At 41.6% G+C, this 24945-nt stretch carries 29 protein-coding genes; 24 read left to right on the top strand and 5 right to left on the bottom strand.

The window, feature by feature from the left end:
• Positions 1-2: 2 nt before the first annotated feature.
• The 18 genes from kdsB (at position 3) to L2096_RS00465 (ending at position 13125) form a co-directional block, all read left to right on the top strand.
• The gene (gene kdsB / locus L2096_RS00550) at positions 3-764 is read left to right on the top strand and encodes a 3-deoxy-manno-octulosonate cytidylyltransferase (protein WP_025095489.1); all 762 of its coding nucleotides are present in this window, start codon (positions 3-5) and stop codon (positions 762-764) included.
• 14 nt (positions 765-778) lie between these two features.
• Positions 779-1765 carry a DNA polymerase III delta subunit-related protein gene (locus L2096_RS00545; RefSeq protein ID WP_250364687.1) on the top strand — a complete coding sequence of 329 codons (987 nt, stop codon included), beginning with the start codon at positions 779-781 and terminating at the stop codon, positions 1763-1765.
• Between the two features lie 2 nt (positions 1766-1767).
• Positions 1768-2112, top strand: coding sequence for a PilZ domain-containing protein (locus L2096_RS00540; protein WP_250364686.1), 345 nt, complete (start codon positions 1768-1770; stop codon positions 2110-2112).
• Positions 2113-2127: 15 nt separating this feature from the next.
• A complete protein-coding gene (locus L2096_RS00535) occupies positions 2128-2901 on the top strand; it encodes a TatD family hydrolase (RefSeq protein ID WP_250364685.1) in 774 nt (257 codons plus the stop codon).
• Between the two features lie 38 nt (positions 2902-2939).
• The gene (locus tag L2096_RS00530; protein ID WP_004938726.1) at positions 2940-3551 is read left to right on the top strand and encodes a TetR/AcrR family transcriptional regulator; all 612 of its coding nucleotides are present in this window, start codon (positions 2940-2942) and stop codon (positions 3549-3551) included.
• A gap of 9 nt (positions 3552-3560) precedes the next feature.
• Positions 3561-4106 carry a type II secretion system minor pseudopilin GspH gene (gene gspH, locus L2096_RS00525; RefSeq protein WP_111811845.1) on the top strand — a complete coding sequence of 182 codons (546 nt, stop codon included), beginning with the start codon at positions 3561-3563 and terminating at the stop codon, positions 4104-4106.
• A complete protein-coding gene (gspI, locus tag L2096_RS00520) occupies positions 4096-4482 on the top strand; it encodes a type II secretion system minor pseudopilin GspI (protein WP_250364684.1) in 387 nt (128 codons plus the stop codon). Before gspH ends, gspI begins: the two co-directional genes overlap by 11 nt.
• On the top strand, positions 4479-5102 hold the full coding sequence (gene gspJ / locus L2096_RS00515) for a type II secretion system minor pseudopilin GspJ (RefSeq protein ID WP_235471456.1): 624 nt from the start codon (positions 4479-4481) through the stop codon (positions 5100-5102). The genes gspI and gspJ overlap by 4 nt, the downstream gene beginning before the upstream one ends.
• Before the next feature lie 16 nt (positions 5103-5118).
• The gene (gene gspK / locus L2096_RS00510; protein WP_076032179.1) at positions 5119-6087 is read left to right on the top strand and encodes a type II secretion system minor pseudopilin GspK; all 969 of its coding nucleotides are present in this window, start codon (positions 5119-5121) and stop codon (positions 6085-6087) included.
• 164 nt (positions 6088-6251) lie between these two features.
• Positions 6252-6848 carry a 6-pyruvoyl trahydropterin synthase family protein gene (locus L2096_RS00505; RefSeq protein WP_025095495.1) on the top strand — a complete coding sequence of 199 codons (597 nt, stop codon included), beginning with the start codon at positions 6252-6254 and terminating at the stop codon, positions 6846-6848.
• 54 nt (positions 6849-6902) lie between these two features.
• Complete coding sequence (gene ung / locus L2096_RS00500; RefSeq protein WP_004938711.1) at positions 6903-7616, top strand: uracil-DNA glycosylase; 714 nt, start codon at positions 6903-6905, stop codon at positions 7614-7616.
• Positions 7613-8737 carry an enoyl-CoA hydratase/isomerase family protein gene (locus L2096_RS00495; RefSeq protein ID WP_004948124.1) on the top strand — a complete coding sequence of 375 codons (1125 nt, stop codon included), beginning with the start codon at positions 7613-7615 and terminating at the stop codon, positions 8735-8737. Before ung ends, L2096_RS00495 begins: the two co-directional genes overlap by 4 nt.
• Positions 8738-8742: 5 nt before the next feature.
• Complete coding sequence (gene tadA / locus L2096_RS00490; RefSeq protein WP_004938709.1) at positions 8743-9255, top strand: tRNA adenosine(34) deaminase TadA; 513 nt, start codon at positions 8743-8745, stop codon at positions 9253-9255.
• Between the two features lie 100 nt (positions 9256-9355).
• Complete coding sequence (locus L2096_RS00485; protein WP_076032181.1) at positions 9356-9790, top strand: SRPBCC family protein; 435 nt, start codon at positions 9356-9358, stop codon at positions 9788-9790.
• A gap of 10 nt (positions 9791-9800) precedes the next feature.
• Positions 9801-10481, top strand: a complete 681-nt coding sequence (gene cmk, locus L2096_RS00480) for a (d)CMP kinase (protein WP_025095498.1) — start codon at positions 9801-9803, stop codon at positions 10479-10481.
• Between the two features lie 113 nt (positions 10482-10594).
• Positions 10595-12268 carry a 30S ribosomal protein S1 gene (gene rpsA, locus L2096_RS00475; protein ID WP_004938702.1) on the top strand — a complete coding sequence of 558 codons (1674 nt, stop codon included), beginning with the start codon at positions 10595-10597 and terminating at the stop codon, positions 12266-12268.
• Positions 12269-12425: 157 nt separating this feature from the next.
• Positions 12426-12731 carry an integration host factor subunit beta gene (locus L2096_RS00470; RefSeq protein WP_004938699.1) on the top strand — a complete coding sequence of 102 codons (306 nt, stop codon included), beginning with the start codon at positions 12426-12428 and terminating at the stop codon, positions 12729-12731.
• Positions 12732-12759: 28 nt separating this feature from the next.
• Positions 12760-13125: a lipopolysaccharide assembly protein LapA domain-containing protein gene (locus tag L2096_RS00465; RefSeq protein WP_004938696.1), complete on the top strand. Its 366-nt coding sequence runs from the start codon at positions 12760-12762 to the stop codon at positions 13123-13125.
• Between the two features lie 73 nt (positions 13126-13198).
• Here L2096_RS00465 and L2096_RS00460 read toward each other — a convergent pair whose 3' ends face one another.
• Both L2096_RS00460 and L2096_RS00455 read right to left on the bottom strand, forming a co-directional pair.
• On the bottom strand, positions 13199-13525 hold the full coding sequence (locus tag L2096_RS00460) for an AzlD domain-containing protein (protein WP_025095499.1): 327 nt from the start codon (positions 13523-13525) through the stop codon (positions 13199-13201).
• Positions 13522-14178: an AzlC family ABC transporter permease gene (locus tag L2096_RS00455; RefSeq protein ID WP_151745919.1), complete on the bottom strand. Its 657-nt coding sequence runs from the start codon at positions 14176-14178 to the stop codon at positions 13522-13524. Before L2096_RS00455 ends, L2096_RS00460 begins: the two co-directional genes overlap by 4 nt.
• 88 nt (positions 14179-14266) lie before the next feature.
• Between L2096_RS00455 and L2096_RS00450 the strand changes: the two genes are divergently transcribed.
• The gene (locus tag L2096_RS00450; RefSeq protein ID WP_004948111.1) at positions 14267-14815 is read left to right on the top strand and encodes a helix-turn-helix domain-containing protein; all 549 of its coding nucleotides are present in this window, start codon (positions 14267-14269) and stop codon (positions 14813-14815) included.
• Positions 14816-14927: 112 nt separating this feature from the next.
• A complete protein-coding gene (gene pyrF, locus L2096_RS00445; RefSeq protein WP_025095502.1) occupies positions 14928-15611 on the top strand; it encodes an orotidine-5'-phosphate decarboxylase in 684 nt (227 codons plus the stop codon).
• Here the strand turns inward: pyrF and L2096_RS00440 are convergent.
• Positions 15608-16516: a LysO family transporter gene (locus L2096_RS00440; protein ID WP_250364683.1), complete on the bottom strand. Its 909-nt coding sequence runs from the start codon at positions 16514-16516 to the stop codon at positions 15608-15610. The genes pyrF and L2096_RS00440 overlap by 4 nt on opposite strands.
• Positions 16517-16562: 46 nt before the next feature.
• The gene (locus L2096_RS00435; RefSeq protein ID WP_025095504.1) at positions 16563-18074 is read right to left on the bottom strand and encodes a flavin-containing monooxygenase; all 1512 of its coding nucleotides are present in this window, start codon (positions 18072-18074) and stop codon (positions 16563-16565) included.
• 153 nt (positions 18075-18227) lie between these two features.
• On the opposite strand from L2096_RS00435, the gene L2096_RS00430 reads away from it, so the two are divergent.
• The 4 genes from L2096_RS00430 to L2096_RS00415 all read left to right on the top strand — a co-directional run bounded on the left by L2096_RS00430 (position 18228) and on the right by L2096_RS00415 (position 23771).
• Positions 18228-19238 carry an AraC family transcriptional regulator gene (locus L2096_RS00430; protein WP_004938675.1) on the top strand — a complete coding sequence of 337 codons (1011 nt, stop codon included), beginning with the start codon at positions 18228-18230 and terminating at the stop codon, positions 19236-19238.
• 88 nt (positions 19239-19326) lie between these two features.
• Complete coding sequence (gene zapE, locus L2096_RS00425; RefSeq protein WP_250364682.1) at positions 19327-20469, top strand: cell division protein ZapE; 1143 nt, start codon at positions 19327-19329, stop codon at positions 20467-20469.
• 346 nt (positions 20470-20815) lie between these two features.
• The gene (locus L2096_RS00420) at positions 20816-22978 is read left to right on the top strand and encodes a malate synthase G (RefSeq protein WP_250364681.1); all 2163 of its coding nucleotides are present in this window, start codon (positions 20816-20818) and stop codon (positions 22976-22978) included.
• 133 nt (positions 22979-23111) lie between these two features.
• Positions 23112-23771, top strand: coding sequence for an SOS response-associated peptidase (locus L2096_RS00415; RefSeq protein ID WP_151745913.1), 660 nt, complete (start codon positions 23112-23114; stop codon positions 23769-23771).
• Here the strand turns inward: L2096_RS00415 and L2096_RS00410 are convergent.
• Positions 23768-24232, bottom strand: a complete 465-nt coding sequence (locus L2096_RS00410; RefSeq protein ID WP_004938667.1) for a MarR family winged helix-turn-helix transcriptional regulator — start codon at positions 24230-24232, stop codon at positions 23768-23770. The two genes, L2096_RS00415 and L2096_RS00410, sit on opposite strands and share 4 nt — an antisense overlap.
• Between the last annotated feature and the right edge of the window lie 713 nt (positions 24233-24945).

Below are 24945 nucleotides of genomic sequence, written 5' to 3'. Positions count from 1 at the left end.
ATATGAAACATATTGTCATCCCGGCTCGATTTTCCAGTACTCGTTTGCCTGGAAAGCCATTGCTTGAGATTCATGGGCGTCCGATGATCTTGCGTGTGGTTGATCAGGCCAAAAAAGTAGAGGGTTTTGATGATCTATGCGTTGCAACCGATGATGAGCGAATTGCCGAAGTCTGTCGTGCAGAGCAAATCGATGTGGTCATGACCAATCCTGCTCATCCATCAGGAACAGATCGATTAAGTGAAGTAGCACGTATTAAGGGCTGGGGCAAAGACGATATTATTGTCAATGTTCAAGGGGACGAGCCGCTTTTACCTGCAGCACTGGTGCAACAGGTCGCATCACTGTTGGTGGCTAAGCCAGATTGCTCGATGTCGACTTTATGTGAGTCGATTCATTCTTTAGATGAGTTCGCGCGTGACAGTATTGTCAAAGTGGTGATGAACAATGTGCAAGAAGCCCTGTATTTTAGTCGTGCCACAATACCGTATGACCGTGATGCAGCTCAGAAACAGGTTTCATCAAGTTTTGATCATGCTTACCGCCACTTGGGTTTGTATGCGTATCGCGTAAGCCTGTTACAAGAATATGTGAAATGGTCGCAAGGTGTGCTTGAGAAACTTGAGAGTTTGGAGCAGCTTCGTGTACTCGAAAATGGACATCGTATTGCCATTGCTGTTGCAGACAGTGCACTTCCACCGGGTGTGGATACACCTGAAGATCTGGCGCGTTTAAACGCATTGCCTGTTTCATATTTTGATTAATTGGAAATGATGGCGTGAAACAGCATCAAGCAAAGGTTTATCCTTGGCAAGCTACAGTGTGGAAATCGCTCACAGGACGTTTCCCTCAATTGGGTCATGGTCTGTTATTTTATGGAAAGTCGGGCAGTGGCAAACACGCTTTTGCATTACATTTTTTAAGCTGGGTGCTGTGCACGCAAAAAAAACCAGAAGGTGCGTGCGGTGAATGCATCAGTTGTCAGTGGCTTAAATCGGATACTCATCCAAACTATGTGTATATCACTACCGATGACGACAATAAAAAACAGAATGCCAAGATTAAGATTGAAAAAATCCGCGATCTGCTGCCGTTTGTGCAGCAAACCGTCGATGGCTGGCGCGTTATTGTGATTGAGCCAGCAGAGGCTTTAAATATCGCGTCTGCAAATGCACTACTGAAAACGCTTGAAGAACCCGGCGAGAAAGTATTGATTATCTTGATTGCCGATCATTATCTGAAGCTTCCAGCAACGATTCGAAGTCGCCTTCAGCATTTTTCACTGGATCGAATGACCTTTGATCAGGCACAGGACTATTTAAGCGAACAACTACCAACGCTCGATCCAGCAGACATTCAGCTTCTGTTAAATTTGAGCAATGACATGCCGCTCAAGGCGGTAGAGATTGCAGAAGCTGACTGGTTTAATAAGCGCCGTGATTTTGTATCTGACTGGATCAAACTGGTCAAACAGAAAAATATGCCCTTGATGATTGCATCGAAGTGGCAAAAAGAGCTAGCGGCGGCAGATTGGCTGATCATGTTTGAATACTTGTTGGGTGATTTAATTTGTGTCAAGCTAAATCAGGATCCTAAGAATATTGATTTGGACTTTAAGGAACTGTCGAGTGAGTATGCACTTGAACAACTCTTTGATCTATATGCGCAGATCCAGCATTCAAAACAATTGATCGGACAGAATGTTCAAACCAATCTTGTGATCGATCAATTGTTTATTCAGCTCATGAACGTCAATGGGAGTTGAACATGGAATCGAGAATTAGTGGCGGCCTGATTCATGTGCACATTCCGGATCGGGCAACCTTGCAAGCCAGTTACATGCATTTTGTACAAGGTGGCGGCTTGTTTATTCCTTCTAGAGAGGCAGTCACGTTAGGCGAGGAGATATTTGTTCTTGCAACCTTGCCTGAACAAACACTGAAAATTCCACTTACGGGAAAAGTCATCTGGATTTCTCGTAAGCAAGCTGGAATCAAACCACAAGGGTTTGCCATACAGCTCTCTGGAGAGCGAGGTATATACTATAAAACTGAAGCCGAAAAAATTTTGGCAGGTAGTATGTCCTCAGATCGCTCAAATTTTACCATGTAGTTTTAGGAAAGAATTGTGTTTGTAGATACGCATTGTCATTTAACCATGCTCGACTTAACGCCATATGGTGGCGATTTGGATCAGGCACTAAACGAAGCGCGCGCGGCAGGTGTATCTAAATTTATGAGCATCTCTGTCGATCTTGATGATCATATCGCGTTATCAGCGATTGCAGCGCGTCATGAAGATGTCGGGTATACGGTAGGGGTGCATCCGTGTGAAGATGTTGAAGTCATGGCACGAGCAACGACAGAGTATCTGGTCGAGTTGGCTCAACCCGAAAAAGTTTGGGCGCTTGGTGAAACAGGGCTTGACTATTATCACAGTGCGGAATTCGTCGATCAGCAAAAGGCCTGTTTTGCGCGACATTTGCAGGCATCCAAACAGGTCGGAAAGCCTGTGGTGGTGCATACACGCTCTGCCAAGACCGATACTATTGATATCATTCGTGCAGAGCAATCGACACACGGTATTTTGCACTGTTTTACCGAAGACTGGGAAACCGCTAAAGCTGCTTTGGACTGCGGTTATTATATTTCGTTCTCGGGAATTGTATCGTTTAAAAATGCGCAAGATTTACGCGATGTTGCCAAACAAGTGCCGCTTGATCGTCTGCTCATTGAAACCGATAGTCCATATCTTGCGCCAGTACCGTATCGCGGTAAATCAAATGAACCAAAATACGTGCCATATGTAGCCAAAGCGTTGAGTGATGTATATGATAAATCACTCGAGGAGATTGCATTGATTACACGTCAAAATTTTAAAAATCTCCTTGCAAACACATAACTTTAAAATGACATAGATAAGCGAGTGACGGCGTGAAGATGGATCGACAAGCTCAGTTCAGGGCAAGAGAAGCATTAATATTTGAAGTGGCAGAGCAACTTCTTCTCGACAATGGAGAAGCCGGTATGACACTTGATGCCTTGGCTGCTGAACTGGATCTTGCCAAAGGAACGCTGTACAAGCATTTTCAGAGTAAAGATGAATTGTATATGCTGCTTATTGTTCGTAATGAGCGCATGTTGCTAGAAATGGTACAAGACAAAGAAAAAACCTTTCCAGAGCATCTGGCATTCTTTATGTTGCATCATTTACATCATCCCGAACGTACAGTGTTATTTCATCAAATCGAAGAACGCTTATCGACTACTGGTCAGGGAATTTATCATCTGTTTCAAGAGTTGTATCAGGTGCGCAAACAGCGCTTGAGAATCATCATCAACATGACTGAAAAATATCTTGAAGAAATTCATAGTACCATGCCGGTGCGCGACTATTTGGCTGCAATTTGGTCGCTGACCCATGGCGCAGCGGCTATTTTAAATTCGAGCTTTTATCAGCGCTATTTAGGATCTCGCGATACTTTACGCGTGGCCTATATTGATCAGGCATTGGCGCTTCCAAAACATCTTCAAGAACCTCATTTTGTTTAGAGTATCCACATGAACAATAAACCACTGCGGCAGTCCGGTTTTACCTTGGTCGAGCTGATGGTGGTCATTGTAATTGTTGGAATTTTAGCGTCACTGATTGTGTTGAATATAAGTGGTGTAGATCAGCGTAAAGCCATGCAGGCGCGCGAGTTCTTTCTCTTGGATTTACAGCGTATTAATCGCGAAGCTACAGATCAGGGGCGAATTCTAGCGCTGGCAACACTTCCACAAACCGATGTACGCCCATTTGGCTACCAGATACTTGAATACATAGAACCGTCTGCTCAAACCGTCATTCAGACCAATAACAAATGGCAAGTCTACAAAGACCTTCCAGTACGCTCATTGCCTGCCAATGTCAGCTTTCAAATTCGGCCTGTAGATTACGATTATCGTGCCGCATCGAATCAGGATCTGGTGGGGCAACAGGCGCCTCAGTTGGTCTGGTTAGGAAATGGCGAAGTTAAACCTGTTCGCATCCAGTTTTATTCTGCCCAGACACCAGTCGGTGCAGAAATTGAAGTAGATCACTTGGGTAAAATAAATGAAAACTAAAGGGTTTACATTATTAGAAGTGATGGTGGCGCTCGCGATTTTTGCAACCGCTGCGGTGGCCTTGACCAAGCTCGGTATGCAGTATACACAATCTACAGCCAATGCCTTATTAAGAACCAAAGCACAATTCGTGGCAATGAACGAAGCCGCCATGATGCAAATTAATCGTGAATGGATGCAAGGCACATCCTCAAAGCAAGTGACGTCTCAGGGTGAAACGTGGCAAGTCGATAAAACTGCACAGGCAACGATTAGCCCAAACGTACAGCGGATTGAAATTCAGATCAGCCGCTTTGATCCTCAGCAAAACAAAGTTGAAGCGGGAATTACGCATATGGTGTTTTTCAATTATCCGCCAAAAGAAAACGTCTCATGAAAAAAAGATCGGGATTTACGCTGGTTGAGCTCTTGGTGGCGATTGCGATTTTTGCGGTTCTTTCTGCATTGGGCTGGAAAATTTTTGACTATCTGATTAAGACCAAGGAACGCAACCAGCAACATGAGCTTCAGATTTTTGAGTTGCAAGACGCCTATCAAATTATACTTCGAGATTCACTGCAGCTCATCCCGATGACGGCGAATATCAACGGACAAATCCGGCCTGCACTCAGCCTGAGTGATACCAGTTTGCAATTTAGCAAGGCAGGAGTGAGCGATCCGCTCAAAGAGGGACTCGCGCCATACGAACGTATTGAATATCGTTATGTACCCAGTGAAAAGATGGTATATCGGTTGAAATACCGTAGCCTGAATATCACCAACAACGAGCAGCCAGAATCGAGTGTACTGCTTAAAAATGTAGATCAATTTCGAATAACCGTGTTGAATCCGCAGATACTCAACCAGTGGCCTGAGGCGGGTGCAGATTTAAGTCAGCCTACCAGCATGCAGCGCCTGCCGCGAGGGCTTAAGATTGATATACAGCGTTCAGATGTAAACTATGAATGGATTTTTCCGCTTTTAGATACTCAATTTATGAGTGTAAACGGATCATAGGCCAAAGGATAAACCGATGAAACGACAGCAAGGCGTTGCGTTAATCACGATTCTGGTAATGGTGGCTTTGGCAACGATTTTGGCAGCATCTATTGTAAAACATCAGAGCAATACGGCACAAAATACAGGATATCTAATCCGTCAAAACCAATCCCTGTTATATGCAAAAAGTGCCGAAGCATTTTTTTCAGAATTACTGGTGCAAGATGCACAAAATGCGGCTGAAGCAGATCATCCAGCAGAAATCTGGGCTCAGCCCATGCCGCCGTTTCCGGTTGAAGATGGTTTTGTCTCTGGCGTATTAAAAGACGAATCGGGAAAGTTTAATCTGAATAATCTGGTCGATGCGCAAGATAAAGTCGATGAAAATGCCAAAGCATGGTTTGAGCAGTTACTGGTACGTGTGGGATTGTCACCACAGTTAAGTGAAGCAGTGATTGACTGGCAAGATCGTAATGATGAAGTGTCGGGTTCTGCTGGCGCAGAAAGTAGCTATTATCAAGGTTTGAGCCGTCCTTATTTGGCAGCCAACACAAAATTTCATAGTGTGGATGAGCTGCGTATGGTTCGCGGATTTGAGGGTAAAAATTTTGATTTAATACGTCCTTATGTCACAGCATTACCTTCAAATGCACCGACCAAAGTCAATATCAATACGGCATCTACGCTACTCTTGACCAGCTTGGATACCAGTTTAAATCCGGCAGCCGTTCAAAACGCGCTACAAGAAAAAATGTCCAATATGGGATACTTTAAAAGTGTAGATGAATTGTGGACGCTTGATGCCTTTAAGGGGGTCAGTGCGGAAAACCGGAACAAATTTAAAAATTTGCTCGATGTTCGCTCAGATTATTTCAGAGCTTACATTGAGGTGTTGTTAAGTGAACGTAAACGTCAGTTTACGAGCGATCTGGTACGTATCAATAAAAAAGTTTATGTGTATTCTCGTAGTTTAGCATCTGTGCCCAAAGCTGCTATGGACTAATTTTTAGTAGAGCAATCATGAATTTTGAGGTATTTGAAGAAGAAAAATACGTAATTGAGTTGAATTAAGACGTTTTGCTAATTGTCAGTAACGTTAAAAGAAATGTAATGCCTGACGAATTGATCTATAATGTACGATCTAGTTGTCGAAGTTTGATCGGACGCATGTTAATTCGTAAGTTATTCAAATTTGAAAATGCGCATATTGTGCGTAACTGTACCTCAGATCGTTGCAAACGTTCAATCCACGGTCACAGCTATAAAGTTGAATTGCTACTTAAAGCCAATAAACTCGATCATGGTCAGATGGTTTACGATTTTGGGTTGCTTAAAGGTGTGATTAAAGAGCTGTATGACAGTTTTGATCATGCGATCTGTTTCTGGCAAGACGACAGTCCTGAATATATTCAGGCGTGCAAACAGTTTAGTGCGCGTTGGGTATCATTGCCAGTGTCGCCATCTGCGGAGCAATTTTCACGTATTTTCTTTTATCTAGCGCAACAGGTGCTTAACTCAACCATCACGCAAAATGGTGAAGGGGATGTCGAGGTATATTCTGTGATTGTGCATGAAACAGATACAGGATATGCGCAAAGCTTTATTGAAGATATTGAAAACCCGCAAATGGGACAACTTCATTTGCAAGATATTATTTTCTCAGAACAAGTGCAAACTGAATGGACAGATGCACTAATGTATGAGAAGTTAAAGCAAGGTAATCGATTTAAAAATCCACAGGTTGAGTTACAGGTTCAGGTTTAACTCAACCTATCACTCATCATTACATGGTATGAAATAAGCGTTTAGGATGAAAAAATGCAGTTGACTGAGCAACAACATGAAAAACTCAGTAAAGTTCAGTTGGATGAAAGTTGGAAATATTCTTTAGCGGAATTTTTGTTAAGTTCACGCATGGATGACTTGCGTGAATTCTTGATGCAGCAAAAAAATCAAGACAAGATCATCTATCCGCCAAGTAAGCAAATCTTCAATGCGCTTAATACAACACCGTTGGCTGATGTCAAAGTGGTGATTTTAGGACAAGATCCCTATCACGGGCCCAACCAAGCCAATGGGCTAAGCTTCTCTGTGCAAAAAGGCATTACACTGCCACCCTCACTTCGAAATATTTTTCACGAGCTCAATACTGACTTAGGCATACCATTGTCCAAGCATGGTGATTTAACCAAGTGGGCAGATCAAGGTGTATTATTGCTGAACAGTGTTTTAACCGTTGAGGCAGGACAGCCGACTTCACATCAGGGTAAAGGGTGGGAGCAGTTTACCGATGCCGTGATTGATGTATTAAATGAGCAGTGTGAACATATTGTTTTTATTTTATGGGGTGCTTACGCACAACGTAAAGGTCAGCGTATTGATCGTGAAAAACATTTGGTATTAAAAGCAGCGCATCCATCTCCACTTGCCGCAAATCGTGGTGGATTTTTTGGATGTAAAGTATTCTCCAAAGCAAATAATTATCTGAAACAACATGGCATTGAGCCAATAGACTGGCAGCTGGACGCATGAGTAATTCTTCCGACGTAACACGTTATCATCCGGATTTAATTGTTGAAGAAGCAAGTAATGGTTGGCGTATTATTCGTCTTAACCGTCCGAAATCCCTACACGCACTTGATGAGTCGATTGTCACCGCGCTGTTGCAGGTGTTTGAAGAGTTTCATGAAGATGACGAAGTAAAAGCCATTTGGTTGGATTCCACTACGCCAAAAGCATTTTGTGCAGGTGGAGATGTACGCAAATTAAGACAACTGGTGATTAATCAGGAAGTCGACAGTGCAAATCGTTTCTTTGAAAAAGAATATGCGCTTGATTTGCTGCTACATAACTATGCCAAACCCATCATTGTTTGGGGTGAGGGTTATGTAATGGGTGGTGGTCTTGGTCTATTTATGGCTGCACCGTTCAGACTGGTTACCCCGTACTCACGCTTGGCAATGCCAGAAATCAATATCGGCCTTTATCCTGATGTAGGAGCCAGTCGTTTTCTGGCCGACCGTGGGCCTGTAGGGTTGTTTACCGGATTAACGGGTTCCATCATGACCGCGGCAGGGGCCTATAGTATCGGCTGGGCGACCCACATTTGCGATGCACAGCGTGACAATGTACTTAAAAAAGTACTGGATATCGACTGGACTCATTATCCAGCAGGAAATTTTAGAGCCATTGATGACACGTTAAATAGTTTGCATCGTCCTGTTGCAGCGGGTCCGCTACAAAATTCACTCGATGTGATTCATAGTGTATGTAAGGGTCAAAACTTCGAACAGGATTATCAGTCGATTGTCGGGTTAATCGATGCTCGAAGCGACTGGCTACGTCAGGCCAGTGAAAACTTGCAAAAAGGCTCTCCAAGCACTGCTGCAATCACTTGGTTGTTGTGGCAATGGGGCAGAAAAGTACATGCATGGGACGAAGTGTTTAAGCTTGAAGCGCAAATCTCAGACTGGAAAATTCGCCATCCTGACTTTGTAGAAGGAGTGCGTGCGCGTCTGGTCGATAAGGATTTGTCTCCTGCATGGAAAAATACCCAAGATTTAAGTTTGAAAGGGATTTTAGGTGACCATCCGCCAGTAACGGATATTGCAAGCTGGAATGAGCTATTGAAGCATTACGGCATTATGAATTAAGCAAAATGTCTGATCAAAAAGAAACAGATGAACAGTGGATGCGGCTTGCTTTCGAGCAAGCCGCTGTTGCTGGTGCATGTAACGAGGTGCCAGTGGGTGCCATTATTGTGAGCCAAAATAAGATCATTGGCTCAGGTTATAATGCGCCAATCAGCTTGCATGATCCTACTGCACATGCTGAAATCCGTGCCATCCGAATGGCATGCGAGTCAATTCAAAATTATCGACTCCCTGAAGATGCGACCCTTTATGTCACTTTAGAGCCATGCACAATGTGCGTGGGGGCTTTGGTACATGCGCGCATACATCGCGTCGTGTTTGCCACTACTGAGCCAAAAGCTGGTTCGCTTGTGAGTGCGCGTCAACTTTTAAACTTGGGTTATTTCAACCATAAATTTATTTATGAGTATGGGTGTTTGCAAGAAGAATGTTCGACTCAACTGAGTGACTTTTTTAAAAAGCGCCGTGAACAAAAGCGATTACTCCGATTGCAATATAGTGCGCAAAGCTCAGATTAAATTGACCTGAATGCATACATCTTCTGAAAATGATGGCCTTGAGTAATTGCGTTAAATTGAGTATGTTGATTCGACAATTCGAATTGTCAAAGGAAAGCATATGAACGCAATAACGGTAAAAAAAGAATTTAATGCGTCTATCGATCAGGTTTTTGATGTTTTGTCTAAACACTCTGCCTATAACAAGCTATTTGCTCCTATACAGGTTGTGCGTGTGAAAGACTCATCTGATCCGGCACGGCCAGATGGAGTTGGATCAATTCGAAGAATGGGGTTTGGTCCAGTTAAACCCATACAAGAAGAAATCACTTATTTAGAAGAAAATAAGCGTATTGAATATAAATTGATCCATAATCCATTAATTAAGCATCATATTGGGATTATCGAGTTTGAAGCACTCTCAGATACACGTACGCGAGTGATTTATACGATTGAATTAACAGCAAAAGTACCCTTTGTAAGTAAATTAATTCTTGCACAACTCAAGTCAGCCATTACACTAGGTTTTTCAAAATTAGCAAAATTGATAGGTTAGCCATAATTCAATGACAGCGCATATCATCACAATCGATGGTCCAAGTGGATCAGGTAAGGGAACGCTTGCGGCAAAGCTTGCATCACATTACGGATTTCATCTTCTAGACTCGGGCGCATTGTATCGTTTGCTGGGGCTGTCATTGCACAACAAACAGCTACTCGATCAGCTTTCAGATCAGCTAGATGAATGTGTGAAGATTGCACAGCATTTGGATATTCAATTTAATACTCAATCTGGTGGAATATCGATCGATCTGGAAGGGCAAGATGTCACCAAAACGATTCGAACAGAGCATGTGGGTGAATACGCATCGAAGGTGGCTGCTGTGCCAGAGCTTCGTCAAGCATTGTTTGATCGCCAGCGCGCATTTATTCAAGCACCTGGTTTGGTCGCCGATGGTCGTGATATGGCCACTGCGATTTTTCCGGAAGCACAAGCGAAAATTTACCTCACTGCATCGGCAGAATCTCGCGCAGAGCGCCGTGTAAAACAGTTGCAGGGTATGGGGCTTGATGTTAAAATAAACGACATTTTGGCCAATATACAGGCACGTGATAAGCGTGATATGGAACGAGAGGTTGCCCCTCTGCGTCCTGCACCCGATGCCTATATTATCGACAGTTCGGCGTTATCTATCGACGATGTTTTTCAGTTAATGACAGATTACATCGATCTTCGTTTGGCCTAAAACAAATTAACAATCAGTTGAAGCATAGCTTGATCAGTTTTACACGGACTATGTAGAGACTTAACTAAACCGGCCTTGTCTGATCCAAGACCGCTGACTTTATCAGGTATATCATGACCGAATCTTTTGCAGCCCTCTTTGAAGAAAGTGAATTAAACCTCAATGTAGAAAAGGGTGCAGTCATCCAAGGTGTTGTTGTTAGCATCGATAGTGACTGGGTAACTGTTGACACTGGCCTTAAATCTGAAGGCGTTGTTGACCGTACTGAATTTTTAAATGATCAACGTGAACTTGAAGTTCAAGTTGGTGATACTGTTGACGTTGTTGTTGAAGCGCTTGACAACGGTATGGGTCAAACAGTTTTGTCACGTGAAAAAGCTAAACGTGCTGAAACTTGGACTAAACTTGAAAAAATCTTTGAAGACGGCGAAATCGTTACTGGTGTTATCTCTGGTAAAGTAAAAGGCGGTTTCACTGTTGACATCGGTCCAGTTCGTGCGTTCCTACCAGGTTCATTGGTTGACACTCGTCCTATCCGTGACACGACTCACCTTGAAGGTAAAGAGCTCGAGTTTAAAGTAATCAAGCTTGATGCAAAACGCAACAACGTTGTTGTTTCTCGTCGTGCGGTAATGGAAGCTGAATCTTCAGCTGACCGTGAAGCGCTTCTTGCTCAGCTTGAAGAAGGTCAAACTGTTACTGGTACCATCAAAAACCTTACTGATTACGGCGCGTTCGTTGATCTTGGCGGTATTGATGGTCTTCTTCACATTACAGACATGGCTTGGAAACGTATCAAGCATCCATCTGAAGTGGTTGAAGTGGGTCAAGAAGTTACTGTTAAAGTACTTAAATTTGACCGCGAGCGTAACCGTGTATCACTAGGTCTTAAACAACTTGGTGAAGATCCATGGTTAGCGATCATGAGCCGTTACCCTAAAGGTTCTATCGTTAAAGCACGTGTAACTAACTTGACTGACTACGGTTGCTTCGCAGAAATCGCTGAAGGCGTTGAAGGTCTTGTTCATGTATCTGAAATGGACCACACTAACAAAAACATCCACCCATCTAAAGTTGTTCAGATTGGTGACGAAGTTGATGTTATGGTTCTTGAAGTGGACGAAGAGCGTCGTCGTATTTCTCTTGGTATCAAACAAACTCGTGCTAACCCATGGGAAGAGTTTGCTAAAGCACACGAGAAAGGCGAAAAAGTTTCTGGTACGATCAAGTCAATCACTGACTTCGGTATCTTCATCGGTTTACCAGGTGGTATCGACGGTCTAGTACACTTGTCTGATATTTCTTGGAACGAACAAGGCGAAGAAGCTATCCGTCGTTACAAGAAAGGTGACACTGTTGAAGCGGTTATCTTGTCTGTAGACGCTGAAGGCAACCGTATCAGCCTTGGTATCAAGCAATTGAACAGCGATCCATTCAACGATTTCTTAGCTGCGAACGAACGTGGTGCGTTGGTTAAAGGTACTGTAACTGCTGTAGACGCTAAAGGCGCTACTGTTAAGTTAGGTGACGAAATCGAAGCGACACTAAAAGCATCTGAAATCAACCGTGATCGCGTTGAAGATGCAACTAAGTTCCTAGAAGTTGGTCAAGAAGTTGAAGCGAAAATCATCAACGTAGATCGTAAATCTCGCTCTATCAACTTGTCTATCAAAGCGAAAGACGAAGCTGAAGAGAAAGAAGCGGTTGCGAACCTTCGTACAGCTTCTGTATCTCAAGACAATGGTCCTAAGACTATTGGTGACTTGATTAAAGCGCAAATGAAATAAGTACTGTTAAAAAAATACGGTTAGTGTAACTAATTGGTACTTTTTATACAATTACTGTAAACGGTAGCGTAGTATTAGTGTACTGCGCTACCGTTTTGTATTTAAACAGGTTATTATAAACCTTAATTCAAAGCAGCAATAATTAAAGAGGTCATCGATGACTACTGAAGCACTTAACAAGTCTGACTTAATAGAACGTATTGCTTTAAAAAATCCACATTTGGCTGAACCTTTGGTTGAAGAAGCAGTCAGAATCATGATCGACCAAATGATCGATGCATTATCAAATGATAATCGTATCGAGATTCGTGGTTTTGGGAGCTTTGCGTTGCATCATAGAGAACCTCGTGTAGGCCGTAACCCTAAAACAGGCAGATCGGTTGAAGTTGCTGCAAAAGCTGTTCCTCATTTTAAGCCCGGTAAAGCACTTCGTGATGCCGTGAATGAGGCAATTACTAAATAAATTATAAACTCAATAAAATGAGGTCTTTATGCGTTATATACTTGTCGCATTACTCGTTATTTTGTTCGGATATTCATTAGCATTGGTACTTCAAAATCCAACAGAATTACCGGTCGACTTATTGTTTACTCAAGTTCCTGCTATGCGATTGGGCTTGTTACTCTTACTGACTTTGGTGCTCGGCGTTGTCATCGGCCTATTGTTAGGGGTGTTAGTCTTTAAGGTAATCCAGAAAAGCTGGGAAATTAAAAGACTACGTAAAGATATTGAATACTTACGTAAAGAGCAGATTCAAACTGCTCAGATCGCTGCTGCCGAGGCCGCAGCCAGTGTAAGACATGAAAAAACCGTATTAGATGTACAACCTGAACCTCAAAACCGTAATCCACTTTAAATAGCATACAGACTAGTTTTTTAAGTTGTGATGATTACAAATAAAATGGCTCTCTTATCTAAGGGCCATTTTTTTATTTAATTCCGAGAAAGCGTAAAATTGCAGTGGTGCCTACGGCTGAAAGAATGACAAATACCAAAGAGCCATTTTTCCAAGCAATACCGATTGCCACGAGCACACCGATTAGCTTACTCATTCCACTAAACTGATCTTGTTCAAATAACGTGTTAAAAACGGCTAACGTGAATAACAATACGCATGCAGCATCAGACATGAGTTGTTTGTGTTTTTCTTGAAATGAAATTTGGTGGGCAAGGTAGAAGCCAGTATAGCGAATCAGATAAGTACCCGCCGAAAGCACGATTATTCCAATAAAAATAATGATTTCATTAGTATTCATTTCGATTTTCTTCCGAGTAAAAGGCCCAACATTGAAACTAAAACAGGCAATCCTGTTGCAAGAAACGGGATTGAGGTCAGCGAAAGTCCTGCACCAAGAAAAGCGCGTTTCCGGGTGGTCTTGTTTTTTAACATCGGCATAATGAGCGCAAATAAAATTGCTGGAAAAGCGGCATCGATACCAAACGCATAAATATCTGGAATAAATCGACCCAAAATATAGCCTAAGATAACGCCTAAAGGCCAAAAAATTGCAATGCAAATACCGCAGAACCAGTAGGCCTTAGCTTTGAGTACCAGATCCGATTGACTTAAACCGAACATGACACTTTCGTCATTCATAATATGGCAGGCCAAAAATTTTAAACGATTATTTTGGATAAATTCTGCGACTGATAAGCCAAAAGGCAAGTGACGTAAATTAATCAGGATACCTGTACATGCTGCAAAAATTGGATGTGCACCAGAAGCAACCATACCAATAAAAGTAAATTCTGCCGCGCCCGCTAAAACACTCACAGATAACAGTACTGGAATCCACATAGGAAGCCCAAAGCTGGCAGCGACCGAGCCAAGTGATAGACCAACGATACCAATCGCAATGGAAATCAATATGATGGCTTTAGCGAGAGAAATGTATGTTTTGGTTGACATGATTGTTTTTTATATCAAACGAACGTACGTTATAATAGTTTATTCTACATCGTTCGTCAAAACGAACAATCGTTTTTTATGGTGAGATATGTCGTTGCCCATTGAAATTGTCTCTAAAAATTTACAGCGAGAAAGACAAAAAGCTGGTTTGTCACTGGCAGAAGTAGCACGGCGCGCTGGAGTTGCAAAATCTACCTTATCGCAACTTGAAGCTGCTCAAGGTAATCCAAGCCTTGAGACATTATGGGCGCTGTGTGTTGCACTGGATATTCCTTTTGCAAAATTAATGGAAAGTCATAGCCCCCAGACTCAAATTATTCGATTTGGCGAGGGGCCATCGGTTTCATCCGAAGTAGCGCACTATCAGGCCATCCTTCTTGCGGTATGTCCGACGGGTGCTCGTCGAGACCTATATATTTTAACCACGCAACCGGGAGAACCAAGATTAAGTCATCCACATCCGATTGGAAGTGTTGAGCACATTGTCATTATGAAAGGGCGAGCCAGAGTGGGGCTGACATCTGAGCCTAAGATTCTGAACGAGGGTGATTACATTTGTTATCCGGCCGATCAGGAACACATTTTTGAGGCGCTTGAAGCAGATACGCGTGCAATACTGATTTCTGAACAAAGATAAGGTCGATTGGACTTGTCTTAGACGCTTTTTTTGATAAAAACCACATTCATGCTTTGTGCAAAGCATGAATACATCTATAATTACCCGAATTTTAAGCTGTGGAATTAGATTCGTGAGTATTATTGTTGCCTTAGACGCAAAGAGCCAATATGACGCTTTGAGCATTGTAGATCAGCTCGATCCATCACTTTGTCGTGTCAAAGTAGGCAAGGAGCTATTTACTCACGATGGGCCGCAAACAGTCAGAATTTTGCAAGATCGCGGTTTTGAACTATTCCTCGATTTGAAATTTCATGACATTCCAAACACCACAGCACAAGCCGTATGTGCGGCAGCAGATTTGGGGGTGTGGATGGTGAACGTTCATGCCTCGGGTGGTCGTAAAATGATGGAAACCTGCGTTGAACGTCTTAAAGCAGGAAACTATCAGACACAACTGATTGCCGTGACTGTATTAACCTCGATGGGTCGTGAAGATTTACGTGATATTGGTCTAGATATTGAGCCGTCTGAACAGGTAAAACGCTTAGCTCAACTTACTAAAGAAAGCGGTCTTGATGGTGTGGTATGTTCGGCGCAAGAAGCAAAGATGTTGCGTGATCTTTTAGGTCAAGATTTTGCGTTGGTAACCCCAGGTATTCGACCTGAAGGCGCCAATGCTGATGATCAAAAGCGCATCGTGACACCGAAACAGGCCATGCTGGATGGCTCGACGCACTTGGTGATTGGTCGCCCAATCACGCGTGCAGAAAATCCAAATGAAATGCTCAAAAGTATTTTATCTAGCCTTGCTTAAAGCATAAGCACCAAACTCATCAGAATTGGTGCAAGCAATGACAGAATAATGCCGCTGACCATCGCATACGGCACATAATGTGTGCCGCATGACTGCTTGACCATGGCCAGCGTAGCATCCATCGATGTAGCACCTGCGCTAGAAATTGCCGAGCGAGGGAATCGCCAGCCAAAACAATACATCAACAATATTGCAAAAATTTCGCGAAACAAATCGGTCAAGAGCGCCATTCCACCGAGTTCACTAGAATGTAGCTGTGTCAGTAAAATACCAGACATCGAGTACCAGCCGTACCCTTGGGAGAGCGCGAAGGTCTCTTTAAGTGAAAGGTCATGTAGAAAGTAATGACATCCCAACGCTGCCAAGCAAGACCCTAAAATTGCAGCACATGGCACCACCAGTATTTTCCAGCTGAGCCATGATCTGTCTAAGCGTGTAAAAGCCAGTTCAATCCCAATGAGGAAAATAAACAATAACAATAAATACCAGCTATTAAAGTGCGGATCCCAGTTTTGCCATAAACAGATGGCGCCAATAGCTCCCCCTAGCATTAAGGCCAGACAGGCATGACTGATATTTTTAATTGCGTTTAAAAATAGTGAAAATGAAATTTTACCTTGCACGCTATCACGATCTAAAAGCTGATAGGCAAGCATACACACTACAAACGAAGCACATGTGGTCGAGAAAGCCAGAATCAGCGCAGTTGGCAAAATTTGTTGTGGATTTTTGAGCTGATGAAATGCAAAGCTAAATTCAAAAGCGACCGCCATAAGCAGTAAATAAGAAAAATAAGGCAGTACTTTAAATACAAGCTTCTGCAATGTTTGAGATAAACGAGGCCCCAAAAAATAACCCAGAGTACCTACAATTAAAATTTGTGTAATAAGAAGAAGAGATTGCATGAAATAAGTAAGCTGTAGACAACTTACTTATTATGACGATCATCAATTATACTGCAATCTTTTTTGCATACCGATTTGACCAGAGATGATAATCCGCGATATCAACTTTACGGGTTTGAAGCCAGTATTGCCAAGTATACGTTGGCCAGAGTGAAAAGTTTTTTCCTTCTTGGGTTTGATACCAACTGACACATCCTCCTGCTTGCCATACGGTACCTTGCAATTGCTGTTGAATTTTTTGATTGAATCGATCTTGTTGTTCTTGTTTAACTTCAATGGCGCTGCATTGTGACAGATCGACTTTTCTAATTAACTGTAAAATATACTCGACTTGTGATTCAATCATGAAAATCACTGAATTGTGACCCAATACGGTATTGGGGCCGAGTAACTGAAACAGATTTGGAAAGCCTGCCGTACAAATACCATAATAGCTTTCTGGACCATTTTTCCACGCTGTTTTGAGTTCAATATTTTGCTTGCCATAGCATTCAAACTTTTTTAGATAAATGCGCGGATCGGTTACAAAGCCCGTGCCATAGATCAAACAGTCAATGGGGCGTTCTTTACCGTCATTGGTCACTATGCTATGTGCTTTTAATTCCCGAATGCCGTCTGTAACAAGTTCTACATTTTCTCGATTAAACGTCGGGAAGTATTTGTTCGATATTAGAATTCGCTTACACCCCATGACAAAATCGGGTGTAAGTTTTTGGGCAAGTTGCTTATCTTTTACCTGATAACGAATAAATGCTTCTGCCAGTTTTTGCCCGTATTTCATAATGGTGGGTTTAACAATCGGTACAACCCGCGATTCATTACTCCAGTACAGTCGAGTACGATGCAGCTTGCGATACGCTTCAGAGTGTTTAAATAATGCTTGATCCAGCTTTGAATAACGTCGTTCATCGCGCGGAATTACCCATGCTGCGGTGCGCTGCATCACGTAAAGCTGTTTGACTTGAGGTGCAATTTCGGGGATATATTGAATTGCACTACCACCTGTGCCAATCGATGCAACATGTTTATTACTTAGATCGTAGCTGTGATCCCATTGAGATGAGTGAAACACTTTTCCTTTGAATGTTTCAATGCCTTGAATATGCGGGATTTGCGGAACATGCAAAGGCCCCGAAGCAAAAATTAAGAATTGGGCTTGAAGTGGTGCTTGGTCTTTAATGTCGATATGCCAATAACATCCATCTTCATCATATTTTGCGCAAATGACTTCATGTTCAAAACGACAAAATTCTTTGAATTGATAACGCGCTGCTAGATCTTGCATATATCCAAAAATTTCATCGGCTTCTGCATAGCGTTTAGACCAGTCAGTTTTGGGAGCGAATGAAAGGGAATACATATGCGACTGAACATCGCAGGCTGCCCCCGGATACTGATTGTCTCGCCATGTTCCACCTAAATCTGCTGCTTTTTCTAACACGACAAAATCACGAATATTGTTTTGGAGTAGTCGAATGGCCATGGCTAAACCACCAAAACCTGCTCCAATAATGGCAATCTTTATTGTTTGAATCTTTTGATAGGATGCATGCTGCATGATTTATTCCTTGGTTAAACCTTAAGCATGAGATTAAAGACTGCTATCTGTAAATTCCATGATTGCACTGCCATTAAAATTGATAGATTCGGCAATTAAAATTAATTGGTATTTATAGTAAAACATTTTGGTAGTTTTAATATAGTTGAAAGAATGAAGCGCTCCATCCTCGGACTTATGTATCTTATCCAAGGTATGCGAAATGCGGGTATCGACGTAGATACACGCTTGGCATCCATTGGAATTAAGCTCGATGCAATCGATCCGAACTCGATCATTCATGACTCACTTGAGTGGGACATCCAGTATGTGATTGGAAAAGATGTTGCGCCTGAAAACGGACTGTTTATTGGGCAGCATTATGCATTGGCAGGTTATGGCCCTCTATTGATGCTGCTTGTTACGAGTGACAGTATCCGCACAGCGATTTGTAAAGGCATTGAATATCAAAAACTGACTCATCTTTCAGGTGAACTAGACCTAATCACGACCACAGCAAAAACTTCTTTGGTATACCGACCATCAGATTTAAACTCTTCAATAGGTTTGCTCAGAGCACAGTGTGAAGTCTCAGGCACTTATAAGTTTATTCAAGATATTTATAAAATGATGGGGCTCATGGCGCCAGAGATTCGGGTTGAATTGCCATTTTCAGCACCTCAGGACCCTCAAATACTGCATCAATATTACGATTATTATGGTCTTAATCTGCATTTTGGCCATACGTGTGCGGCTTTTAGTCTTGATGCGGATGTGCTGGATGTAAAAATTCCATCTGCCGATGCAATTACGCATCGTGTATATGAGGTGAAATGCCAGACAGAAATTGATCGCTTAAATGCCGAGCAAAAAAAGCAACCACTGCTCGTGCAGCAAGTGCATGATTATCTGGAGTTACAACAAGGTGTTATTCCAACGATGGCAGAAACGGCTTTTGCACTGAATATACCTGAGCGAACGCTTCGACACCAATTACAGCAACACGATACCAGCTATAAAAAAATACGTGAACAGTTGATTAAGGATAAAGCACTCAAACTTATGGAATATAAAGAATACTCAATTGAAATGATTGCAGAATTGCTTGGTTACTCTGAACCTGCTGCATTTAATCATGCATTTAAGCGATGGTTTGGACAAAGCCCCCGGCGCTATGGTAAATAAGTTGTGTTGCATTATGCAGCTAAAGTTCTATATGTATTCAACCAACATCTAATATACTTTTCATCAGACCCAGATAGCACAGAACGATATGTCAAATAGTAGCGCTTCGCACAATACCGCTTTTACGCCCTTATCGCCAGCAGAACGCTATGCACAAGCGCTAGCGTCCGGACAATTCATGCCAGATGAAGCTCAAGCCCAAGCGGTCAGTGAGCTTGAGCGTGTTTGGCAAGAACTGTTAAATCGTTATAAGGCATCTAAAAAGGCTTTTCGCCGTTTTCGCCGTCAAACTTCACCAAAAGGTTTATATATGTGGGGCGGTGTTGGACGTGGCAAAACTTGGCTGATGGATCAATTTTTTGAGTCAATTCCATTTCGTCGTAAAACACGCATGCATTTTCATCATTTCATGCAGCATGTACATCGTGAGCTCAACAAGCTTTCGGGGCAGCGCAATCCTCTCGATCAAGTTGCAGACAAAATTTATAAAGATGCCGTGATTATCTGCTTTGATGAGTTTTTTGTATCGAATGTCACCGATGCTATGATCTTAAGTGACCTGTTTCAAAAGCTGTTTGCGCGTGGCGTGACTTTGGTGGCTACCTCCAATATTGCACCGGAAGGGTTATATAAAAACGGTATTCACCGTGATCGCTTTTTACCTACCATCGATTTATTGCAAAAAAACTGTACTATTTTAAATGTCGATGCAGGTGTGGATTATCGACTTCGTGTTCTCAAGCAGGCACAGCTGTTTAAATATCCGTTAAGTGCCGATGCAAGTGAGTGGATGACACAGCGTTTTGAGGCAATTACCCGTTCACAAACGGTTTCTCAAGAGCCGATTACCATTAATAACCGGATTGTCGAAACCTTAGGCCATACCGAAGATGTACTGTGGTGTGAATTTTCAGAATTGTGTGTTAAGCCACGTAGTCCAGCCGATTTTATTGAGATTGCCAATATCTACAATACAGTCTTGGTAAGCAATGTTCCGCATCTTAATGATTACCTCTCCGAAGGCACACGTCGTTTTATTTATCTGGTTGATGAATTTTACGATCGCGGCGTAAAGCTCCTACTTACTTCGCAAGATTCAATTATTGAGTTATACGAAGGCGAGAAACTGGCGTTTGAAATTGAGCGAACCCGTTCGCGTTTGCTTGAAATGCAGTCGGACGATTATTTACACGCAGCTCACCGACAAATTGATGACGCAAAAACATCATAGTTAAAGATAAGGCATTCATTTTGAATGCCTTATTATATTTAAATCCACATAAAAATTATTTTTCAAATCTGTTTAATAATCTAAAAATTTTGCTATAACTAATCATGTTGTTTTGGATATGTTGAATAAACCAGCCAATTTTGGCTATTTTTTAACATGGATCATACTTTATATACTTTAAACCAAGAATTCAGTTTCTGAGATTGCAAGACACAACGAAGTAAATTGGGTGCTTAATTTTACTGTGAAATGTTTGTTATTTCACAATGTGATTCTGCTATTCAGGATGGTATAAATGGTTATACTAGAATCTCTTGTATAAAAAGTAGCAATATCAGGAAAGACGATGACGGCACGTATTCAAAAAGGCAAGCTCGCGATTGCGAAAGAACTTTACGATTTTATAGAAAATGAAGCGTTAACTGCTTCGGGGTTAGACAGTGAAACCTACTGGAAAAACTTTGAGCAGGTCGTTGTCGATCTGAGCCCAAAAAATAAGGCACTTTTGGCGAAGCGAGATGATTTACAATCTCAAATTGATGAATGGCATCGCAATAACACATTTGAACTAGGTGCTTATAAAGCCTTTCTCAAAGAAATTGGTTACTTATTACCTGAAGTCGAAGATTTTCAAATTACCACAGAGAATGTGGATGAAGAAATTGCACTGCTGGCTGGACCACAATTGGTGGTTCCTGTGCGTAATGCACGCTATTCACTGAATGCTGCCAACGCGCGTTGGGGATCACTCTATGATGCGCTATATGGCTTTGATGTGATCTCTGAAGAAGGAGGAGCTGAGAAAGGCAAGGGATACAATCCTGCGCGTGGTGCCAAAGTGATTGCATTTGCAAAAAACTTTCTAGACGAAACATTCCCATTGGCACAAGGCTCTCATTCAGATGCAGTAAAATATAGCGTTGAGCACAATACACTGGTGATTCAACTAAAATCTGGTGAAAGCACCACCTTGAAACATGAAGCCTTATTTGTTGGTTTTAATGGCGATGAACAAGCACCAACTGAAATCGTGCTTAAAAATAATGGCTTACATGTCATTATCGAAATTGATGCGACCAGTCCAATTGGTCAAACAGATGCAGCAGGGGTGAAAGATCTTGTGCTTGAAGCTGCGATCACGACCATTCAGGATTTAGAAGATTCAGTCGCTGCGGTAGATGCAGAGGAAAAAGTCGAAGGTTATCGTAACTGGCTAGGGCTCATGCAAGGCACATTGCAAGAGTCAATTGAAAAAAATGGCAAAACTATCACACGTAAACTCAGTGAAGATCGTACATGTAAAAACTTGATTGGTGGAACCACAACTTTACATGGCCGTTCGTTGATGCTGCTACGTAATGTGGGTCACCTGATGACTAACCCTGCAATTTTGGTTGATGGTGAAGAAATTTACGAAGGTATTATGGATGCCTTGATTACGCCACTGCTTTCCGTGGTGGATATTAAAGGTCAAAATACCATTAAGAACTCGCGCAAAGGGTCGATGTATATTGTTAAACCAAAAATGCATGGCCCAGAGGAGGTTGCATTTACGGTTGAGCTGTTTGAGCGCGTTGAAAAGGCGCTTGGCTTACCTGAAAAATCGCTCAAAGTCGGTATTATGGATGAAGAGCGTCGTACTTCGGTCAACCTGAAAAACTGTATTGCCCAGGCCAAAGATCGTACCATCTTTATTAATACAGGCTTCATGGACCGTACTGGTGATGAGATTCATACTTTCATGGAAGCCGGTCCTTTTGTTCGTAAGGGTGAGATCAAAGGACAAAAATGGTTCCCAGCTTATGAAAACCGCAATGTTATGATTGGTTTGCAAGCAGGTTTACGTGGAAAAGCACAAATTGGTAAGGGCATGTGGCCAAAACCAGACATGCTGCTAGACATGTATAACACCAAGATTGAGCATCCTGAAGCAGGTGCATCATGTGCTTGGGTGCCTTCACCATCTGGTGCGGTGATCCATGCCATCCATTACCATCAGTGCAATGTCACAGAGCGTCAACAAGAGCTGTTAAGTACACAGCCGATTTCACTTGATGACTTGCTGACACCACCATTAGCCACAGAAACTAACTGGTCTGCCGATGAAATTACCAAAGAGCTAGAAAATAACTGTCAAGGTATTCTTGGTTATGTTGTGCGCTGGGTTGATTTAGGTGTGGGTTGTTCGAAAGTGCCAGACATTAATAACGTTGGCCTAATGGAAGATCGCGCGACTTTACGTATTTCCTCACAGCACGTTGCAAACTGGCTGCGTCACGGTATCGTGACAAAAGCACAGGTTGAAGAGGTGCTTAAGCGTATGGCGAAAGTAGTGGATGAACAAAATGCCAATGATCCAGAGTACACGCCGATGTCGCCTGGGTTTGAAGGAATTGCATTCCAAGCTGCTTCAGATTTGATTTTCAAAGGTGGTGAACAACCTTCAGGTTATACCGAACCTCTACTACATGCTGCACGTTTAAAACTTAAAGGTTACACAGGTGATTAAGTAAACCGTGTGTCGCGAAAAGCCGCAACATATGTTGCGGCTTTTTTATCGATTTATGTGTAATCAATTGACCCTCAATCCGTCTCGGTTTTACACTAAGACACCAATCAAAATAGGTCATCAGACAACATTAATGTGTGCCAATTTTAAACCGTTGACATTGGAGCAATTGAAACAACAGCAGTTGCCCATGATTGATTTTGAATATGTGGATGAGATTTATCCGGGCTATAGCTTGCCATTAATGTTTAAAAAAGACGGTGAATATCAATGGCGCGAGGTCATGTTTGGTCTGGTACCTAAATGGGCAACAGATCTTACGATCGCCAAGAAAACTTATAATGCCAGAAGTGAAACGCTACTACAGAAAGCAAGTTTTTTTGAGCCAACCACCAAATGTCAATTTGGCGTGATTCCGGTCACTGAGTTTTATGAAGCCAAATATATTCAAGGCAAACCACAGCGTTGGTGTGTAAGGCGTAAGGATAAAAAAGCGTTTTTTATTGCGGCACTTTATGAGATTTGCAAGATTGATGACCAAGTGATTCGTTCAGCGACCATGATTACTATGGATGCGATTGATCATCCTATGATGAGAGAGTTCCATGAGCCGGGCGATGTAAAGCGCTCTGTGGTGGTGATTCCCGAAGAGCGCCTAGATCAGTGGCTTAGTTTGACCATTCCAGATATTGAATCTTTTATTGAAGGTTTTCCAGTTGAAGAGTTTGAATGTGCCTATGTTCCTAAGCTCAATCGCACTAAGCAAACCAATCAACTGAATTTTTTTGATTAATTGGAAAGGTTTCTAAACAGGATTTTTAGGCCATCGATCATCTTTTCAATTTGCAAAGGCGTTAGACCTTCGAAAGACTGCTCCAGTACAGCGCCAGTCAAATCATTAATCTTGTGTATCATTTGCATACCATGATCGGTAAGCACTACACGTGTAATTCGAGCATCACCATCGCAAGAGTAGGTATTTACATAGCCTTCATCTTTAAGTCGATAGACAATTTTGGTGGTCGTCGACATTTTTGAGATGACCATTTCAGACAGCTCTGAAACACTGGCATTAGGTCTTGAATAAAGTGCCAGCAAGATGCGGCGTCGTGAATTATCGAGACCGTATTTTTTCAGCACATTATCGATATTAATGACATATTGGGCATGAACTTGACTGATCCAGTAATAAGGAAAGTTATTTACGTCGAAGGACTTCTCTGATGGCAAGAAGCGATCATATTTTTTAGTCATAGCTGCATCCTCAACAGTTTTAATTTTCATCCCTTAATGTAATCTTATTTTAAATATTGAATTATAAGCAACGTATTTTTTTCAATTTGCGCTTAAAATATATAACCTAACTGGTCATTCTTTAAAGAAATTATTTAAGTTTGCCTTAAATAAAAATTGTAAAAGTAGAGTAATTTTCTTGCTATAAAAATTACACAAAATATATAGATAAATTAAATAATAATTTAACTCATGATAAAATTCCCACAATTTATTTCATTAAAATTCCCATATTTATCATATTGATATATTGTTTATTATTTAATCATTATCGGATTTTATAATTTATGAATTCTACTTTTTATTTGATGCTTAAAACATTATTTTGTAACTTTGAGAGATTGATCATGTTTTTTGATATTTTAACAACTTCATATGTCAAGTAATTGATTAGAAAAACTGATCAATAAGCTGACTTAAAATCATCTTGAGTGTATTTACATGAATAAAATTTGTGAAATAAATGGTGATTTAAAGACTTGAACGACTCAATAATGATTGTTTTGTCAGTTTTACAAAGAAATACGATAAGTTGTTTTTAATTAAAAAATTGAACGTAAAAAAATATTTAAAAATCACAAAAAAATTAAAAAAACCTTAAAAAATTATGCATAATGATTTTAAGTTTTTCAAAAGTAGAGGTTATCCATATGGATCCGTCGCCGTGTAGGTTA

Source organism: Acinetobacter sp. ACZLY 512 (assembly GCF_023614015.1).
GTDB lineage: Bacteria > Pseudomonadota > Gammaproteobacteria > Pseudomonadales > Moraxellaceae > Acinetobacter > Acinetobacter soli.
Note: the sequence above shows the minus strand (reverse complement) of the source record. Positions and strands in the feature narration are given on the sequence as shown.

Bases quoted from the DNA above. Each gene is read 5' to 3' on its own strand.
- kdsB (WP_025095489.1), top strand. From the start codon at position 3: ATGAAACATATTGTCATCCCGGCTCGATTTTCCAGTACTCGTTTGCCT.
- L2096_RS00540 (WP_250364686.1), top strand. From the start codon at position 1,768: ATGGAATCGAGAATTAGTGGCGGCCTGATTCATGTGCACATTCCGGAT.
- L2096_RS00530 (WP_004938726.1), top strand. From the start codon at position 2,940: ATGGATCGACAAGCTCAGTTCAGGGCAAGAGAAGCATTAATATTTGAA.
- gspH (WP_111811845.1), top strand. From the start codon at position 3,561: ATGAACAATAAACCACTGCGGCAGTCCGGTTTTACCTTGGTCGAGCTG.
- gspI (WP_250364684.1), top strand. From the start codon at position 4,096: ATGAAAACTAAAGGGTTTACATTATTAGAAGTGATGGTGGCGCTCGCG.
- gspJ (WP_235471456.1), top strand. From the start codon at position 4,479: ATGAAAAAAAGATCGGGATTTACGCTGGTTGAGCTCTTGGTGGCGATT.
- gspK (WP_076032179.1), top strand. From the start codon at position 5,119: ATGAAACGACAGCAAGGCGTTGCGTTAATCACGATTCTGGTAATGGTG.
- L2096_RS00505 (WP_025095495.1), top strand. From the start codon at position 6,252: ATGTTAATTCGTAAGTTATTCAAATTTGAAAATGCGCATATTGTGCGT.
- ung (WP_004938711.1), top strand. From the start codon at position 6,903: ATGCAGTTGACTGAGCAACAACATGAAAAACTCAGTAAAGTTCAGTTG.
- L2096_RS00495 (WP_004948124.1), top strand. From the start codon at position 7,613: ATGAGTAATTCTTCCGACGTAACACGTTATCATCCGGATTTAATTGTT.
- tadA (WP_004938709.1), top strand. From the start codon at position 8,743: ATGTCTGATCAAAAAGAAACAGATGAACAGTGGATGCGGCTTGCTTTC.
- L2096_RS00485 (WP_076032181.1), top strand. From the start codon at position 9,356: ATGAACGCAATAACGGTAAAAAAAGAATTTAATGCGTCTATCGATCAG.
- cmk (WP_025095498.1), top strand. From the start codon at position 9,801: ATGACAGCGCATATCATCACAATCGATGGTCCAAGTGGATCAGGTAAG.
- rpsA (WP_004938702.1), top strand. From the start codon at position 10,595: ATGACCGAATCTTTTGCAGCCCTCTTTGAAGAAAGTGAATTAAACCTC.
- L2096_RS00470 (WP_004938699.1), top strand. From the start codon at position 12,426: ATGACTACTGAAGCACTTAACAAGTCTGACTTAATAGAACGTATTGCT.
- L2096_RS00465 (WP_004938696.1), top strand. From the start codon at position 12,760: ATGCGTTATATACTTGTCGCATTACTCGTTATTTTGTTCGGATATTCA.
- L2096_RS00460 (WP_025095499.1), bottom strand. From the start codon at position 13,525: ATGAATACTAATGAAATCATTATTTTTATTGGAATAATCGTGCTTTCG.
- L2096_RS00455 (WP_151745919.1), bottom strand. From the start codon at position 14,178: ATGTCAACCAAAACATACATTTCTCTCGCTAAAGCCATCATATTGATT.
- L2096_RS00450 (WP_004948111.1), top strand. From the start codon at position 14,267: ATGTCGTTGCCCATTGAAATTGTCTCTAAAAATTTACAGCGAGAAAGA.
- L2096_RS00440 (WP_250364683.1), bottom strand. From the start codon at position 16,516: ATGCAATCTCTTCTTCTTATTACACAAATTTTAATTGTAGGTACTCTG.
- L2096_RS00435 (WP_025095504.1), bottom strand. From the start codon at position 18,074: ATGCAGCATGCATCCTATCAAAAGATTCAAACAATAAAGATTGCCATT.
- L2096_RS00430 (WP_004938675.1), top strand. From the start codon at position 18,228: ATGAAGCGCTCCATCCTCGGACTTATGTATCTTATCCAAGGTATGCGA.
- zapE (WP_250364682.1), top strand. From the start codon at position 19,327: ATGTCAAATAGTAGCGCTTCGCACAATACCGCTTTTACGCCCTTATCG.
- L2096_RS00420 (WP_250364681.1), top strand. From the start codon at position 20,816: ATGACGGCACGTATTCAAAAAGGCAAGCTCGCGATTGCGAAAGAACTT.
- L2096_RS00415 (WP_151745913.1), top strand. From the start codon at position 23,112: ATGTGTGCCAATTTTAAACCGTTGACATTGGAGCAATTGAAACAACAG.
- L2096_RS00410 (WP_004938667.1), bottom strand. From the start codon at position 24,232: ATGACTAAAAAATATGATCGCTTCTTGCCATCAGAGAAGTCCTTCGAC.